Source organism: Brevibacterium mcbrellneri ATCC 49030, from assembly GCF_000178455.1.
GTDB lineage: Bacteria > Actinomycetota > Actinomycetes > Actinomycetales > Brevibacteriaceae > Brevibacterium > Brevibacterium mcbrellneri.
Genome location: NZ_ADNU01000071.1, coordinates 1 through 16,200 on the forward strand (window position 1 = coordinate 1; position 16,200 = coordinate 16,200).

Consider the following 16,200-nt stretch of genomic DNA (forward strand, 5'->3'; position numbering starts at 1 on the left):
ACATCCGGTACACATCTGGGCGAACGCCCGAGCCTCCCCAGGCTTACGCATGTTTACTCCTCACGAACCACTCGCACCGAACCGGTGGAAGGTTCTGGAATTTCACCGTAACCCCCAATCTGATTACGGTCGGGGTCCTCCCGATACACCGGAGCTACACCTTTGATGGTGTCGCCAATCGCGTGAACCCGCAGAGCATTCGTGGAACCAGAAATGCCAGGAGGCGAACCCGCCACGATGACACACAGCTGGCCGTCCTCGGCCAAACCTGAGCTCAAAAGGATCTCATCAACCTGACGCGCCATCTCATCGGTGTGACGCATGGGGTTGACCAAGAACGTACGCACACCCCACGACAACGCCAACTGGTGGCGCACTCGCACGTCTGGGGTAAACGCCAGAATTGGCTTGTCTGCGCGAATCCGCGACATGCGCCGCACGGAATCCCCTGACTGCGTAAAGGTACACAGCAGATCGATCTTGAGCTGACGTGCAATCTGAACAGCCGCCGCCGTGATTGCACCACCGCGTGTGTGTGGTTCGGTTCCCAAAGGCGGAACACGCTCCAGGCCGTGAGCCTCTGTGGACTCAATAATCGCACCCATGGTGCGCACGGCTTCTTTCCAGTACGTCCCCACGGCGGTCTCACCACTGAGCATGAGGGCATCGGCCCCGTCCAAAACAGCGTTCGCACAGTCGGACACCTCGGCGCGGGTAGGACGCGACTCCTCGATCATCGACTCCAACATCTGCGTGGCAACAATGACCGGTTTCGCTTGACGACGGCACAACTCAATAGCCCGCTTCTGCACAATGGGCACCTGCTCGAGGGGCAGCTCAACCCCCAGGTCACCTCGGGCAACCATGATGCCGTCGAACGCACCTACAACGTCACGCAAGCAATCCACCGCCTGCGGCTTTTCGAGTTTGGCGATCACCGGAATCCAGATTTGTTCCTCCGCCATGATCTGTCGCACATACGCTGCGTCCTGCGCGTCACGCACGAACGACAACGCGACCCAGTCCGCCCCCATGTGCAAACCAAAGCGCAAGTCTTCGATGTCCTTCTCGGACAGCGCCGGCACTGACACTGGAACACCTGGCAAATTGATTCCCTTGTGGTTCGACACGTTGCCGGGAACCTCAACTTCTGTCACAACATCTGTGCCTGTCACCTCGATGGCGCGCAGACGCACGCGCCCGTCGTCAATGAGCAACGGGTCCCCCACCTCGACATCAGCGGGCAACTTCTTATACGTGGTGCCACAGACTTCACGAGTGCCAACAACATCCCGTGTTGTGATGGTGAACCTGTCGCCGCGTTCTAACGGGATAGGGTCGGGAGTCTCAAACTGCCCCAGACGAATCTTGGGGCCTTGCAGGTCGATTAGGATCGCGATCGCACGGCCAGTTTCTTGTGCCGCACGACGGGCCCAGTCATAACGACGCTGGTGGTCTTCGTGGGTGCCGTGGCTGAAGTTAAACCGAAGAACATCGGCACCTTCATCAATGAGTGAACGGATCGCTTCGTAAGTATCTTGTTTAGGTCCTAGTGTTGCGACAATTTTCGCGTGCCTCATACTGCCACTCTAACCCGAATTACCCGCACTCAGCGCTTCTGGTCACCCTGTTTATCTGGAACCTGCGGGACAATCGAAATCGTGGACGTCACAGCGCCATAAAAGCCAAATGATTTGTCGCTCACAACGTCTTCTTCTTGAACGATTGGCAGCGACATGGTCTGGGGGCCAAAGCCCACTTCGCGAACTCCGGGGGCTGTGGCCCCGCGCGTGTAGGGCGGGAAGTCTTCCGGGTTGTCATGCGATTTCACGGCGACGTCATACGCCACTCGCTCACGCGTGTGCGCAATGTCTTTGCCTGCGCCGTATCGCTTCCGCGACACAATGAACAGAACAGCCCCAAGAGCGAACACCAAAATTGATGTCCACACGTTAAGCCGCAAGCCCAGAACGTGTTCAGCGGTGTCGATGCGCAATGCTTCAATCCAGACGCGACCCAGCGTGTAGTAGCAGATGTAGGCGTAAAACACTTGCCCGTGCTTGAGCTGGAACTTCTTACCCGCCCAAATGAGCAGAGCAGCACCTATGACGTTCCACACGCTTTCATACAAAAACGTGGGGTGGAACAGCGTGTCAGGTGGGAGGGACGGATCTGGCCAGTTGGGGCTCGCCGGGTCGATCTGCAGACCCCACGGCAAAGTGGTGGGCGCCCCAAACAACTCTTGGTTAAACCAGTTGCCCCACCGGCCGATCGCCTGGGCGAGGATGAGCCCTGGGGCGGCAGCGTCTATGAAAGAAAGAAACCGGATGCCGTAGTACCTGGCCACAAAGTATGCGACCAAGACACCCAGCGCCACAGCGCCCCAAATGCCTAAGCCACCGTTCCAAATGTAGAGCGCAGCTATTGGGTCACCACCGGGGCCAAAGTACGGCGCCGGCGTGGAAAAAATGTGGTACAAACGCCCACCGATGATTCCCGCCGGTACCGTCCACACTGCAATGTTCCACAGGTCATCGGATGTGCCACCGCGGGCAATCCACCGTTTGTTCGTGAGCCACAGGGCAACGACAATTCCCGTCAAAATACACAGCGCGTACGCGTGGATCGTCAACGGTCCAAGCGAAAAACCACTCCAGGTAGGTGACGGGATTCCATTCATGCGCTAGGTTCCTTCAAGGTTCCAGTGTACAGTGACGCGGTCAGTTCGCCCACAGCCTCTGGCCCACCGGCCGTGAGCGCCTTCACGAGGGCCGAACCCACAATAACGCCATCGGCGTACTCGGCAAGTTCAGCAACCTGTTGCGCGTTGGTCACGCCCAAGCCCACACACACGTGCTGCGCACCGGCTGTTTTCAACCGTTCAACCAGATCACGCGCGTGCGAATCAACCGTGTCACGCGTACCCGTCACACCCATGGTGGACGCCGCGTACACGAACCCGGATGAACTGTTCACGATCGTTGAAATCCGCTCAGGCGTCGACGACGGCGCAGCTAAGAAGATCCGGCCGAGGTCGTAGCGGCCAGCCGCGTCGATCCAGTCGTGCGCCTCGTCGGGGATGAGGTCAGGGGTGATGATTCCCGCGCCTCCCGATTCGTGCAGACGCTTAGCAAATGCTTCGACCCCGTACTGGTACACGATGTTCCAGTACGTCATGACCACAGGCAGGGCCCCGGCTTCAGCAACTGCTGAAACCGCGCGGAACAAGTCTTCTGTACGGACCCCGTTTTCGAGCGCGGTTTCAGCCGCATGCTGGATGACCGGACCATCCATGCCGGGGTCAGAATACGGCATGCCCACCTCAACGATGTCGCATCCGTTTTTGGCCAGTGCAACCATCGCCTCAATAGATTCATCCACGGTTGGGTAGCCCACGGGCAAGTAACCGATCAGAGCAGCATTGCGACCCTGGTTAGCAACTGTGCTCAGTAGTTCACTCACGGCGGTCATGCTTGTGTCGCCCCTTCGTCAATGTAGTTGAACCACTTTGCTGCCGTGGTCATGTCTTTATCTCCACGGCCAGACAGATTCACCAGAAGCGTGGCCTCTGGTCCCAGCCTCTTACCCACACGCATGGCGCCTGCAAGCGCGTGGGAGCTTTCGATCGCCGGGATGATTCCTTCGGTCCGCGACAACAACTTAAACGCTTCCATCGCTTCGTCGTCGACCACCGGTTCGTAGACTGCCCGCCCAGTCTCAAACAAGTGCGAGTGTTCCGGTCCCACAGATGGGTAGTCCAAACCAGCCGACACAGAGTGCGACGCAAGCGTTTGGCCGTCTTCGTCTTGCAGAATGTACGTTTTGGAACCGTGCAACACACCGGGACGGCCACCTGAGAACCGCGCCGCGTGTCGGCCCGTCTCAACACCGTCTCCCCCGGCTTCAAACCCGAACAGTTTCACGTCAGTGTCGTCGAGGAAGGCTGCAAAAATACCCATCGCGTTCGATCCACCGCCCACGCACGCGCACACGGCATCCGGCAACTGGCCGGTCGCTTCCAGAATCTGCTCCCGAGCCTCATCACCGATAATCCGCTGAAAACTCCGCACCATGGCAGGGAACGGGTGCGGTCCAGCTACCGTACCAATCAGATAGTGCGTGTCCGCAACGTTCGCCACCCAGTCGCGCAGCGCCTCATTCATGGCATCCTTCAAGGTGGCTGTGCCGTTCTTAACAGCAACCACCTCGGCGCCCAAAAGACGCATACGCGCAACATTCAACGCCTGCCGCTGGGTGTCTTCATACCCCATGTACACGGTGCATTCCAGACCAAAGAGCGCGGCTGCGGTGGCGGTAGCAACGCCGTGCTGGCCAGCTCCGGTTTCAGCGATCACACGCTTCTTACCCATGCGCTTCGTCAGCAGGGCCTGACCAATAACGTTGTTGATCTTGTGGCTTCCCGTGTGATTGAGGTCCTCACGCTTGAGGAACACGCGGGCTCCCCCGCAGTGCTCGCTGAATCGAGTCGCCTCGGTCAAAAGGCTGGGACGTCCAACGTACTCTGCCTGCAAGCGCCTAAGTTCGTCAGTAAATTCGGGATCGACAAGGGCTTTCTGCCAGATTTCGTCGATTTCGTCCAATGCGGGCACGAGCGCTTCGGAAATGAAGCGCCCACCGAAATCACCAAAATACGGTCCCATAAGTACCTTTCTGACAGGCGCGGACTTACTGACGTCCGGCGCGGGTAAATTCTTCCACCGACGCCCTGGGGTCCCCCGCTTTCACGAGCGCCTCACCACAGAGCACCACGTGGGCACCTGCTTGTGCGTACGTGCGGATATCGTCCACGGATTCCACCCCGGACTCCGCCACTAGCGTGGTTCCCTGCGGGGCTTGGCGCATAATGGGCGCCACACGCGCGGTATCAACCGTAAGGTCCTTGAGGTTGCGCGCGTTAACCCCAATGAGCCCGGCATCCAGCGCGCGCACCCGCTCCATCTCTTCTAGAGTGTGGGTTTCTACCAGCGCTGTCATCCCGAGGTCGGTGCTGAGTGCGTAGAAATCTTTAAGTTGCGCGTTGTTAAGTGCAGATGCCATGAGGAGAACAAGGTCCGCACCGTGGGCGCGCGCTTCGTAGATTTGGTATTCCGTGACGGTGAAGTCTTTGCGCAGGATTGGGATGTTCACCGCGGCACGCACAGCGTCGAGGTCGTCCAGGCTGCCGTTGAAGCGACGTTGTTCGGTGAGCACACTGATCGCTAGTGCTCCCCCGGCTTCGTACTGTGACGCAAGTTCAGCGGGGTTGCTGATCTCAGCCAAGTGCCCTTTTGAGGGTGAAGAACGTTTGACTTCGCAGATCAGCCCGAACTGTTCAACTGGCAGGAACGGCAGAGCCGGCGCTACGTCGAGGGCGCGCTTTTTGCACTCTGAAAGAGAAATCCGAGCCTCACGCTCTGCAAGGTCGGCTCGGACTCCTTCAATAATGCTGTTAAGGACACTCACTTGGATAGCGTGTTGTGGTGCTTCTTAGGTCCCAGGCCCGCTTTGTGAAGGATGGGAGCCAAAATGATTGCCAACACAACCAGTGCTACACCAACCCACACCAGCATGAAGGGGCCAGCCACGAATCCGATGGTTCCAGCAACCGCGGCTAGCATGACCATGCCTGCTGGTATCCAACCTGCAACTGAGTGTCCGTGTCCAGGGTCTTGAATCGCTTCGTAGTCAATTGTTGACTTGTCGAGGTCATAAGCCCCGTTACGGTACTGAGATTTCATTCTTCTCCTTATGCTGGTCTCGCGGACATTGTCTCATGGAGTTCTCAGGTTTAGAAAACCGACCCGCCTGCATCATGTGGGGTCTTCTCCCCTGGTCAGCGCGTCCCAGTCAGAAACAGCGTCGGGTTCCTCATGCGACGCGCGGGCGTCGCGGTCATATTTGTTGCGTGTGGTCCAATTTCCCGACTCGCGTGCGATGAACAGGCTCAGCCCGGCCCCCAGAACACCCACGGCGAGGCCTGCCCAGCGCAGTACTCCTGCGTCGGTTTGAGCAACCGCAACAACAGCAAACACGATGGAGCTCAACGCGTACATCACGGTGACCACCCAACGGCCAAACCGACCCATCATCGCGAGTAGAACGGCCAAAACAGCAGCCACCGCCGCTAAAGCGATGCCCACCCGATTCGTCACCGTCTCACTGCCCACTTCCTGGACGCCCGCAGGGGTCTGATTCGCGACCTCGGCGCCCCAATTTTGGGACCCCAAAACCCACATGATCCCCGCACACACCAGCAGAGCCATTACGGCAGTTGAACGCTTCACTCAGACTCCTCCTGAGACCTGCGCACAATAGATTCCAGAGTGTTCGCAGCGGCCGCAGCGTTAAGCACAGAAGCCGCCTTGTTCTTCGACTCCATGAACTCAGAATCCGGGTCGGAGTCAGCCACGATCCCGGCACCTGCGTACACCGTCAGGCGACCGGCACGCATGACACCCGTGCGAATCGCGATCGCCAGGCCAAGATCACCAGCGAAGCTCATGTACCCCACGACACCGCCATACACGTTGCGGGAGACGGTTTCGAGTTCGTCAATAATGCGAAGTGCCGAAGGCTTAGGAGCTCCAGACAATGTGCCTGCCGGGAACGTGGCTTTCACAACATCCACGCCCGTCACACCGTCCCGCAGCTGACCCGTCACAGTGGATCCAATGTGCATGATGGTGCTGTATCGCTCAATCTCCATGTATTCGACAACGTCAACAGTCCCAGGGGTACACACTTTGGCCAGGTCGTTGCGCGCCAGGTCCACCAGCATGAGGTGTTCGGCGCGTTCCTTTTCGTCAGCCAACAGCTCGCGTGCCAGTGCGGCATCTTGAGCGTCCGTGGTGCCACGTGGGCGGGATCCTGCGATGGGGTGGGTGACAATCGTCGATCCCTTCACCGTGACCAATGCTTCTGGCGATGACCCAATAACAGAAAAGTCCTCACCGTCGACCCCCGGCATGTTCATGATGTACATGAACTGGCTGGGGTTGGTGTTGCGCAACATGCGGTACACATCCAGCGGTGTGGCGTCGACGTCCATGTCGAAGCGCTGACCCAGCACCACTTGGAAAATGTCACCGTCGACGATCCGCTTCTTCGCTTCGTTGATCGCCGCCAAATAGTCCTCACGCGCAGTCCTATACGACACCTCAGGAGCGGGACGTGAATGCACTGTCAGGCACGGATCACTAGGCGCGCTAATGTCCTCGAGCAGACGTTCCACCCGTTCAACGCCACGCTGATAGGCCGCTTCGATTCCGGATTCTTCTCCGTTGACGTTGACCACGTTGGCCACCAACGTAAGTTCGTTGGTGTAGTGGTCCACAATCACCACGTCACCGGGAATCGACATGGACAGTTCCGGTAGTGGGTCCTCGCGTAGCGGGCTTGGTCCAAGCTTTTCGATTCGGCGAATAATGTCCCAACCCAAGTACCCCACCAGGGACGAAATCATGGGTGGCAAGGACGGGTGTGGGGCAGCATGAAGCAGCTCCAACACGTCTTGCACCACTTCCAGCGGGTCGCCGTGCGTGGGTGCTCCCTCAGGCACTTCACCTAACCACACCACCTCACCGTTGTTATCAGCTGTGATTGTGGCTAGAGGGTTTCGCCCCACAAAGGAATACCGCGACCACGCCCCGTTTGACGCGGACTCAAGCAAGAACTCACCAGGGTTACCGCGCGTGATCTTGCGGTACACGGACAACGGCGTTTCGTTGTCGGCCAACACCGTGGCGTACACCGGCACGATCCTGTGCTTTTCGCCTAAGCGGGTGAACTCACTCAGTGACGTGATCTGCATCGAGCCTTCTTCCTGTGAAGCATGTGGGTGTGAGCGTGTGGCATGCGGGGCCGGTCTGTTCGACTTCGAGAAGAACGGTATCAGCGTCACAATCCGTGTGCACGCTCACCACTTTTTGTGTGTGACCGGAGGTTTCGCCCTTGACCCAGAGCTGCTGCCGTGACCGTGACCAGTACGTCGCCTTGCCCGTTGTCAGAGTCAGGCGCAGAGCCTCCGCGTTCATCCACGCAAGCATGAGCACGTCCTTGGTGCGCGCATCCTGCACCACCGCAGGAACCAGCCCGTCCGGGCCAAAAGAAACGCTCACGTCACTCATCGCACATCGATTCCTTCACGTGCCAGCTCTGCCTTGACGTCCCCGATCGTGAAATCGCCAAAGTGGAACACGCTCGCGGCCAGAACCGCGTCGGCTCCAGCTCGAATCGCTGGCGCAAAGTGTTCGACAGCACCGGCCCCACCTGAAGCGATCAGCGGCAGGTCAACCACCTCGCGCGCCCGTTCGATCATTTCCAGGTCGAACCCTTGCTTTGTCCCGTCTGCGTCCATGCTGTTGAGCAGGATTTCACCGGCCCCCAAGTCCTGGGCGCGGGCCAGCCACGCAAGTGCGTCAATCCCGGTGCCCGTGCGGCCACCGTGCGTGGTGACTTCCATGCCCGAGGTGGTAGCAGTTGATCTGCGCACGTCGGCTGACAGCACCAGCACTTGGTTGCCAAAGCGCCGGGCGATCTCAGAAATGAGCTCCGGGCGTGCGATCGCGGCCGTGTTCACGCCTACTTTGTCGGCTCCTTCGCGCAACATCCGATCGACGTCGTCACATGATCGGATGCCACCTCCCACGGCAAACGGGATGAAGATTTCTTCTGCAACCTGGTTGACCATGTCATAGGTGGGTGCACGGCCGGAGCTTGATGCGGTGACGTCCAGGAACACCAGTTCGTCTGCGCCTTCTGTCGCGTAGACGCGGGCGCATTCGATGGGGTCTCCAGCGTCGCGCAGGTCCATGAAGTTCACGCCTTTGACCACACGACCGTCTTTGACGTCCAGACACGGGATGACTCGGGCTGCAAGTGACATTACAGCCCCAGTGCCCGGTACCGGTCTAGACGCTGACCGTAGCGGCGGTGGATGGGCTTGCGCATAAGGTCAATAATTTCGAACTCGAGCGCTGACGCCACGCGTTTGACAAACTCTTGTGGCTCATCGGTTGCGTCAGGTTTTTCCGCAATGATGCGGTCGGCAATTCCGTTGGCTTTTAGGTGTTCCGCCTGGACCTGTTGGTACTGCGCCATTTCAGCGGCGTGTTCGGTGTCGCGGTACACAATGGCTGAAGCTCCTTCTGGTGGAAGTGGCGACAGCCATCCGTTCTGCGCGGTGAGGACCCGGTCGGTTGGAATGAGCGCGAGTGCTCCACCACCTGAGCCTTCACCCATGATGAGTGACACGGTAGGTGCTTTGAGCGTCACCAAGTCTGACAGTGATCGCGCAATTTCGCCTGCGAGTCCACCTTCTTCGGCAGCTTTCGACAGTGCCGCACCGGGCGTGTCGATGACGGTGACCAGTGGAATGTGGAGTTCACCGGCCAAGGCCATGCCTCGGCGGGCCTGCCTCAGTGCCGCCGGGCCCATGGGTTCGTGGCTACGCTGACGCTGCCGGTCTTGCCCCAACACAATCGCTGGGGCGGAGCCAAAGCGCGCCAGAGCCAGAAGAAGACCTCGGTCGCTTTCACCTTGGCTGGTTCCAGAAAGTGGCACAACGTCACTGGCACCCCACCGCAGGAGTTCCCGCACACCCGGCCGGTCGGGGTTGCGTGACGCGGTGATGATGTCCCATGCGTGCGTGTCTTTAGGCTCAACCTCTGGTGCCGTGTGTGGGTCGGCAACCGGGCTGGGGACCTCGCGCGCACCCATGAGGATGTTCAAAACTTTGGACACGGTTTCTGGAATCCGTTCGGGTCCGATGATCCCGTCGATGATTCCGTGGCGGTGTAGATTGTCCGAGGTCTGCACGCCTTCAGGGAACGGCTGGTTGTAGATCTGTTCGTACACGCGTGGCCCCAAGAAGCCCACGAGCGCACCGGGTTCGGCAACCGTGAAGTGTCCCAGCGATCCCCACGAGGCGAACACGCCTCCGGTTGTGGGGTGGCGCAGGTACACCAGGAACGGAAGGCCCGCTTTTCGGTGAGCGTGCACGGCTGCGGTGATTTTCACCATTGAGAGGAACGCGACGGTTCCTTCTTGCATGCGGGTTCCGCCCGAGGCCGGCCCAGCCAAAACCGGGAGACCTTCCGCGGTTGCCCGTTCAATCGCGCGTACCAAACGTTCGGCTGCCGCCACTCCGATTGAACCTGCGAGGAAGCGGAACTCACACGCGACCAGGGCTACCCGACGGCCCTTCACCATGCCTTCACCGGTGACAACGGCTTCGTCCACTCCGGACTTCTCGCGTGCCGCCGCAAGGTCAGCTGCGTAGTCTTCAGAGATTCCGCCAGCGGGAACTATGGGTTCTTCGTCCCAGCTTTGAAACGTGCCTTGGTCAACAACAATGTCGAGGAGTTCGGCAACTGATAGGCGTTTCATGCTTCCTCGATCCATGCGCGAATCTTCTCGCTATCCGCGTTGAGAAGAGGAGGTGCTTGGTGCTCAAGGCGCGTGGTTTCGGTTTCGGTGTCCCCGTCCACGTCGAAGAACCGGATTGCTGGACCAGGTAGGTCGATGTCACCCAGCACTGGGTGGTCAACGGAAATCTTGAGGTGTTGCGACAGCGCCTGCTCCCATTCATACACCTCGGGAAGGGTACGTACCTTGCCCGCAGGAATACCGGCCTCTGAAAGCTTCTCCAGCAACTCCTTGGCCGGGTACTGCCCAAACTTTTCCTCAACGGCCGCGGTCACAGCGGGACGGTTGGTCACACGTTCGGTGTTGGTCGCCATGCCGTCGGCGTTCGCGTCTAGGCCAAAGGCTTCACAGAACTTTTGCCACAGGCGTTCGTTGCCCACGGAAATCTGTACCGCACCGTCTTGGCAGTTGAACATGCCGTACGGCGAGATCGATGGGTGGTGGTTGCCGCCGGGTAGCGGAGTTTCGTGCGCCACGGTTGCGCGGGTTCCCTGGAAGGCGTGCACGCCCACCATGCCGGAAATGAGCGAGGTGCGCACCACTTTTCCTTGTCCGGTGCGTTCGCGTTCCAACAGGGCAGCCACAACACCCAGGGTTCCGTGGATACCTGCCAGCAGGTCCGCAATCGGAACCCCCACACGCTGCATGTTGTCTTTGTCTGGCCCAGTGAGGCTCATGAGGCCAGCTTCACCCTGGGCGATCTGGTCGTATCCGGCACGCATTGCTTCGGGACCGTCGTGACCAAAACCGGTGATCTGAAGAATCACCAAGCGTGGGTTGATCTCGTGCAGCTGTTCGGTTGAGAAGCCCAAGCGAGCCAAAACGCCAACACGGAAGTTTTCGATGAGAACATCGGCTTTGCGGATGAGCTTGGTGAGGATGTCCTTTCCGTCTTCGCTCTTTAAGTCCAGCGCAATCGATTCTTTATTGCGGTTACACGACAGGAAGTAGGTGGCCTGTGGGTTGTCTTCTGGGCCTACGAAGGGTGGGCCCCATGAACGCGTGTCGTCTCCGGCTGCCGGGTTTTCAACTTTGATCACCCGGGCTCCCATGTCGCCGAATAACTGTCCTGCGTGCGGGCCAGCCAGTGCGCGTGAGAGGTCTACAACGGTGTATCCGGTCAGTGGTCCTGTCATTGCTCGCCTTTCGTGTTGGTTTCGATGAGTGTACGCAATCGGTTGATCTCGCTCCGCGCCCGCCCAGCATCTGAGTGTTGGATGGCCATGACCGAGGTCGTTGTTCCGTCGTTGAGGTCCAAGACTGCCCAGGAGGAGTTCAAGGGCAAGTGAGCGTCGATGATTTGGTTCCACTCGTAGAACTGGGTGGAAAAAATGTTGCGGACGGTGAGGCCGTCTGGGCTGGGGCGTGCCTCGATTGATCCGACGCGCCACACGACGAAACCAAAGAGCAGACCCAAAAGGTTCATCCACACGATGTCGTAGCCCCGCCAGGATTTCCACTCAATGACGGTCAAAGCGATCGAGAGAGCTAGATAGGCCAGCACCACAATGGGCGCGAGCGTGAAGCACAGCACGCGCACCTTGCGAGCCCTAAACGGTTTAAATTCTGCAGGCACCAATGTTCGTCACCAAAATTGCACGAGCCCCCACGTCGTACAGTTTGTCCATGACTGCGTGAACGTTGTCCGCTTGGACCATCGAACGGACCGCACACCATTCGGGATCTTGCAGGGTTGAAACCGTGGGGCTTTCCAGCCCGGGAGTCAGTTCGGTTGCGCGTTCGAGGTCTTTGACCCGAATGTCGTAGTCCATCATGACGTAGGTGCGTGCAACGCTCACGGATTTGAGTCGGCGCAGGAGAATCCGGGCGCGTTCTGGCAGATCTTCGTCCTTCACACCGTCCCTGGCGATGAGAACACCTTGGGAGTGCATGATTGGTTCCCCAAAGGTTTCCAGACCGGCTTGGCGTAGGGTCGAACCGGTTTCGACGACATCGGCTATTGCGTCTGCTACTCCCAGTTCAATGGATACTTCTACTGCCCCGTCGAGTTTGACGGTTTCGGCTTTCACCGCGTTCTTCTTCAAGTGCCGCTTCACGAGCGTAGGAAAGCTGGTCGCGATACGTTTGCCTTCCAGATCGTGCACACTGTTGAAGGTTCCTGGCAGTGCTGCGTAGTGGAACCTGGAAGCGCCAAAACCCAGTTCCATGATCTGGTGAGCGTCGGCAGCCGATTCGGCTAACAGGTCACTGCCCGTGATACCGAGATCCAAGATTCCTGATCCGACGTACACCGCGATGTCACGTGGACGCAGGTAAAAGAACTCAACGTCGTTCTCCCCGTCGCGGTGAACCAGTGTCTTGGTGTTGGACCGCAAATGGTAACCAGCTTCTCGCAGCATGTGCGCGGACGCTTCTGACAACGCACCCTTGTTGGGTACGGCAATTCGCAACATGGGATCTCCTGCTAGAGCTGTTTGTACACGTCTTCTGGGCGTACGCCTTTTGCGAGCATCATGACCTGAAGGTGGTAAATGAGCTGAGATGCTTCGGCGGTGAATTCTTCGACGGTTTCGTGTTCGGCAGCCATCCACACCTCGGCGGCTTCTTCTACGATCTTTTTGCCGATCGCATGGACCCCAGCGGCATGTTCTTTTACGGTTGAAGAGTTGGGGTCTCCGGTTTCAACTTTGTGCTGGAGTTCTGTATAAAGCTCGTCAAAAGTCTTCACGCCTTCATGCTAGTACACGTCATCTGAGGTGAATGTGGTGGCCCGAGATGAGGGATGGGTCACCGTTTGTCTGCTCCTCTTAGCCCAATCGACGATCCCCATAATCACCATGATGAGGAAGATGAAATAGACGATCCCGGAGAACAGCAACCCTCCCATAATCGCCAAAGGAATCCCCACGAGGTCCACTGCGAGCCACACGAACCAGAATTCGACGACGGCTTTTCCTTGTGCGTACATCGCTACTAGGGAGCCCACAAAGATGTACGCGTCGGGGAACGGGTTCCACGACCAGTTGCCCAGATGCAAGATGTATCCAAAGCCAAGTGTTCCCACGAGCAGGGCGGCCACGATCAGCACGCGTTCGCGCGCGGTTGCCCAGCGCACACGCACTTCACCGTCTTGCTCATGACTCTTCTTCCACGTCATCCACCCCCACACGGCAGCGATGATGATGACGACTTGGCGACTCGCATTACCACCTAAGTGAGCGGACACTGATGCCGAGAACAGGAGCACTGACCCCAGAATCTGAACGGGCCACGACAAAATGTTGCATTTGAGCGCCAGGTACACGGTCAGCAGGGCAAAGATATTGCCTAAAAAGTCTGACCAGGGTACGGGCTCGCCAAGTAGCTCAAAAACCGGGGTGTTTAACCACGAAAAAAGTTCCATTACACGTGGGCCAACGCTTGAGCACGTAGTTCATCGATCGTGGCAGCAGGGTTGTCACTTCCGTACACGGCAGAACCTGCAACAAAGACATTCGCTCCGGCTTCGACAGCACGGTCCAAGGTTGAAGCGGAGATCCCACCGTCAACCTGAATGTTGACTTTCATGTTCTGCTCAGAGATCGCAGCCCGCAAACGTTTTACTTTGGGCAGGCACACGTCTAAGAACTTCTGGCCACCAAAACCTGGCTCCACCGTCATGATGAGTACTTGGTCGAACTCCCCTAACAGGTCAATGAGTGGTTCGACCGGAGTTCCCGGCTTAATCGCAACAGACGCTTGTGCACCCAAACGCCGCAGTTCCCGGGCCAGGCGTACAGGTGCCGCGGCGGCTTCGAGGTGGAAGGTCACGGACTCGCACCCCATTTCTGCGTACACCGGGGCGTTGCGATCAGCATCGGCGATCATGAGGTGCGCGTCGATAGGAACAGGTGACACGGCTTTGATGCGTTCCACCACGGGTGGCCCAAAGGTCAGATTGGGCACGAAGTGGTTGTCCATGACGTCGACATGAGCCATGTCTGCGTTGCTGATCCGTTGCAGTTCGGTTTCGAGGTTGGCGAAATCGGCAGAAAGAATAGATGGGTGAATCTTCACGGCTCAGTCTTTCTTCAGAAGGGCTAGGAACATTCCGTCGGTCGCGTGGATGTGTGGCCACAGTTGCACCACACGTCCGGATGCCACGGTTGCTGACTCAAAGGTCTCCGCAGGTTTTCCGGTCAACTGGGCGAGCACCTCGGGGGCGTCCATGACCGTCACCGGCTGCTTCTTCACAATGTCTTCTACCACCATAAGAGTTTCTGCCACGTGTGGTGAACATGTGGTGTACGCAATCACTCCGCCTGATTTGGTGGCTTCGATTGCTGTGCGAAGCAGATCGCGTTGCACTCCCCCAAGCGCCCCGATGTCACTGGGTTGACGACGCCAGCGGGCCTCCGGGCGACGGCGCAACGCGCCAAGCCCCGAGCACGGAACGTCAACCAAGACGCGCGTGTAAGTCTGGGGGTTGGCCTGGGCGAAGTCGCGCCCATCTTCATTGACTGCCTGCACGTTGTCGAATGCGCGGGTGGAGTCTTTCACGAGTTCCGTACGGTGGGCTGAAGCGTCGACCGCATCCACCCGTTTGGTGCCCGCGTGGGCGGCCAGCACCGAGGTCTTTCCTCCTGGACCTGCGCACAGATCGAGCCATGGGTCAGCAGGGTCTTCGCTCGCCTCGGCCTCAACCAAGGCCAGGGCAACGAGCTGGGAACCTTCGTCCTGCACCCGGGCGCGCCCTGCGGCGACCGCGTCCACATGCGCGGGGTCACCGTGGGTGAGGGTGACTCCGATGGGCGAAAGTTCGGTGGGTTCTCCGTGCTTTTGGGCTACCTGATCGCGGGTTCCGTCCAGAACCGACAGGCACACGCGCGCAGGCGTGTTGTGGGCTTCGAGAAGTTGAGTGAGTTCCTCAGCGTTTCGCCCGTTAGCCACGAGTGCTTGGCGAAGTGATCGAATGATCCACGCGGGGTGGGAGGTGGTGATTTCGAGGCGTTCGTCGTCGCTGAGTCCCTCACAGAGCTCTTCGAGCCATTCCTCACGCGACTTCTCAGTGATTCTGCGGAGCACTGCGTTGACAAAGCCAGCGGCGCGGTTCGCGATCTTGGTGTCAGCATTCTTGCTAATCACGCCCACGGTTTCAGAAACGGCCGCGTGATCGGCAACCCGCATCGCCAGGACCTGGTGGGCGCCAAGACGCATCGCGTTGAGCACTGCGGCTTCGATCTGGTCAACGGGGCGATCCGACACTTTTTCGATCACGGCGTCGTAGAACCTGCGGGCACGCAGAGTTCCGTACGTCATTTCCGTGCACATGGCCGCATCTGGCCCGCTCATGCGTGTGCGTTCAAGTTTGGCGGGCAACAACAAGTTCGCGTACGCGTCATTGAGGTCCACATCGCGCAGAACCTCCCATGCGATGACACGGGGGTTCGCCTTAGGACGTTCGCGGTGGCCCAGGCGGTTCTTGCCACCTCGGCCCCGGCCACCTGGCCCACGACCTCCGCGCGAGCCACGCGAGTTGTTCCTACGATCTGATGCGTCTGTCACGTTACTGTCCTTCTACGTCAAACACGGCATTGGCGTTGCCGCGCACAAAGTCGTGGGCGTCCATCATGGGTTTTCCAAACGGTTGGATTCGCTCAACCTGTACCGCGGTGGTTCCTGTTCCAATGAGTATCTGGCCGTCGTGCTCGCGGATTTCACCGGCGGGCACGTGGATGTCTGTTTCACTGAGTCCGGCGAGTTTGGTGCGTTTGCCATCCATGGTTGACCACGGTCCGGGCATGGGTGATACGCCGTGGCTGCGCGCAACGAGTT

At 58.8% G+C, this 16,200-nt stretch carries 18 protein-coding genes and 1 pseudogene; all 19 read right to left on the reverse strand.

Annotation, left to right across the window (positions count from 1 at the left end):
• Nucleotides 1-53 precede the first annotated feature (53 nt).
• Nucleotides 54-1,580: a pyruvate kinase gene (pyk, locus tag HMPREF0183_RS10600; protein WP_005885918.1), complete on the reverse strand. Its 1,527-nt coding sequence runs from the start codon at nt 1,578-1,580 to the stop codon at nt 54-56.
• Between the two features lie 29 nt (nt 1,581-1,609).
• The gene (gene lgt, locus HMPREF0183_RS10605; protein WP_005885919.1) at nt 1,610-2,680 is read right to left on the reverse strand and encodes a prolipoprotein diacylglyceryl transferase; all 1,071 of its coding nucleotides are present in this window, start codon (nt 2,678-2,680) and stop codon (nt 1,610-1,612) included.
• Entirely contained in the window at nt 2,677-3,471 is a 795-nt protein-coding gene (gene trpA / locus HMPREF0183_RS10610) for a tryptophan synthase subunit alpha (RefSeq protein WP_005885920.1), read from the reverse strand. The genes lgt and trpA overlap by 4 nt, the downstream gene beginning before the upstream one ends.
• Complete coding sequence (gene trpB / locus HMPREF0183_RS10615) at nt 3,468-4,661, reverse strand: tryptophan synthase subunit beta (RefSeq protein ID WP_005885921.1); 1,194 nt, start codon at nt 4,659-4,661, stop codon at nt 3,468-3,470. Before trpB ends, trpA begins: the two co-directional genes overlap by 4 nt.
• A gap of 25 nt (nt 4,662-4,686) precedes the next feature.
• Complete coding sequence (gene trpC / locus HMPREF0183_RS10620) at nt 4,687-5,463, reverse strand: indole-3-glycerol phosphate synthase TrpC (protein ID WP_005885922.1); 777 nt, start codon at nt 5,461-5,463, stop codon at nt 4,687-4,689.
• The gene (locus tag HMPREF0183_RS10625) at nt 5,460-5,738 is read right to left on the reverse strand and encodes an HGxxPAAW family protein (protein WP_005885923.1); all 279 of its coding nucleotides are present in this window, start codon (nt 5,736-5,738) and stop codon (nt 5,460-5,462) included. Before HMPREF0183_RS10625 ends, trpC begins: the two co-directional genes overlap by 4 nt.
• A gap of 72 nt (nt 5,739-5,810) precedes the next feature.
• The gene (locus HMPREF0183_RS10630) at nt 5,811-6,284 is read right to left on the reverse strand and encodes a Trp biosynthesis-associated membrane protein (protein WP_005885924.1); all 474 of its coding nucleotides are present in this window, start codon (nt 6,282-6,284) and stop codon (nt 5,811-5,813) included.
• Nucleotides 6,281-7,810: a chorismate-binding protein gene (locus HMPREF0183_RS10635; protein ID WP_005885925.1), complete on the reverse strand. Its 1,530-nt coding sequence runs from the start codon at nt 7,808-7,810 to the stop codon at nt 6,281-6,283. Before HMPREF0183_RS10635 ends, HMPREF0183_RS10630 begins: the two co-directional genes overlap by 4 nt.
• Nucleotides 7,788-8,126: a phosphoribosyl-AMP cyclohydrolase gene (gene hisI, locus HMPREF0183_RS10640; RefSeq protein WP_005885926.1), complete on the reverse strand. Its 339-nt coding sequence runs from the start codon at nt 8,124-8,126 to the stop codon at nt 7,788-7,790. The genes HMPREF0183_RS10635 and hisI overlap by 23 nt, the downstream gene beginning before the upstream one ends.
• Nucleotides 8,123-8,884, reverse strand: coding sequence for an imidazole glycerol phosphate synthase subunit HisF (gene hisF / locus HMPREF0183_RS10645; RefSeq protein WP_005885927.1), 762 nt, complete (start codon nt 8,882-8,884; stop codon nt 8,123-8,125). The genes hisI and hisF overlap by 4 nt, the downstream gene beginning before the upstream one ends.
• Nucleotides 8,884-10,386 carry a carboxyl transferase domain-containing protein gene (locus tag HMPREF0183_RS10650; protein ID WP_005885928.1) on the reverse strand — a complete coding sequence of 501 codons (1,503 nt, stop codon included), beginning with the start codon at nt 10,384-10,386 and terminating at the stop codon, nt 8,884-8,886. Before HMPREF0183_RS10650 ends, hisF begins: the two co-directional genes overlap by 1 nt.
• Complete coding sequence (locus HMPREF0183_RS10655) at nt 10,383-11,561, reverse strand: CaiB/BaiF CoA transferase family protein (RefSeq protein ID WP_005885929.1); 1,179 nt, start codon at nt 11,559-11,561, stop codon at nt 10,383-10,385. The genes HMPREF0183_RS10650 and HMPREF0183_RS10655 overlap by 4 nt, the downstream gene beginning before the upstream one ends.
• Complete coding sequence (locus tag HMPREF0183_RS10660; RefSeq protein WP_156798260.1) at nt 11,558-12,001, reverse strand: PH domain-containing protein; 444 nt, start codon at nt 11,999-12,001, stop codon at nt 11,558-11,560. The genes HMPREF0183_RS10655 and HMPREF0183_RS10660 overlap by 4 nt, the downstream gene beginning before the upstream one ends.
• A complete protein-coding gene (hisG, locus tag HMPREF0183_RS10665) occupies nt 11,985-12,839 on the reverse strand; it encodes an ATP phosphoribosyltransferase (RefSeq protein WP_005885931.1) in 855 nt (284 codons plus the stop codon). The genes HMPREF0183_RS10660 and hisG overlap by 17 nt, the downstream gene beginning before the upstream one ends.
• An 11-nt stretch (nt 12,840-12,850) precedes the next feature.
• Nucleotides 12,851-13,114, reverse strand: a complete 264-nt coding sequence (locus HMPREF0183_RS10670; RefSeq protein ID WP_005885932.1) for a phosphoribosyl-ATP diphosphatase — start codon at nt 13,112-13,114, stop codon at nt 12,851-12,853.
• Nucleotides 13,115-13,123: 9 nt separating this feature from the next.
• Complete coding sequence (locus HMPREF0183_RS10675) at nt 13,124-13,789, reverse strand: nicotinamide mononucleotide transporter family protein (protein ID WP_005885933.1); 666 nt, start codon at nt 13,787-13,789, stop codon at nt 13,124-13,126.
• Entirely contained in the window at nt 13,789-14,442 is a 654-nt protein-coding gene (rpe, locus tag HMPREF0183_RS10680) for a ribulose-phosphate 3-epimerase (RefSeq protein WP_005885936.1), read from the reverse strand. Before rpe ends, HMPREF0183_RS10675 begins: the two co-directional genes overlap by 1 nt.
• Nucleotides 14,443-14,445: 3 nt before the next feature.
• A complete protein-coding gene (locus HMPREF0183_RS10685) occupies nt 14,446-15,930 on the reverse strand; it encodes an RsmB/NOP family class I SAM-dependent RNA methyltransferase (RefSeq protein ID WP_005885938.1) in 1,485 nt (494 codons plus the stop codon).
• A 1-nt stretch (nt 15,931) separates the two neighbouring features.
• Nucleotides 15,932-16,200, reverse strand: a pseudogene (locus HMPREF0183_RS10690) (methionyl-tRNA formyltransferase); the annotation flags it as partial.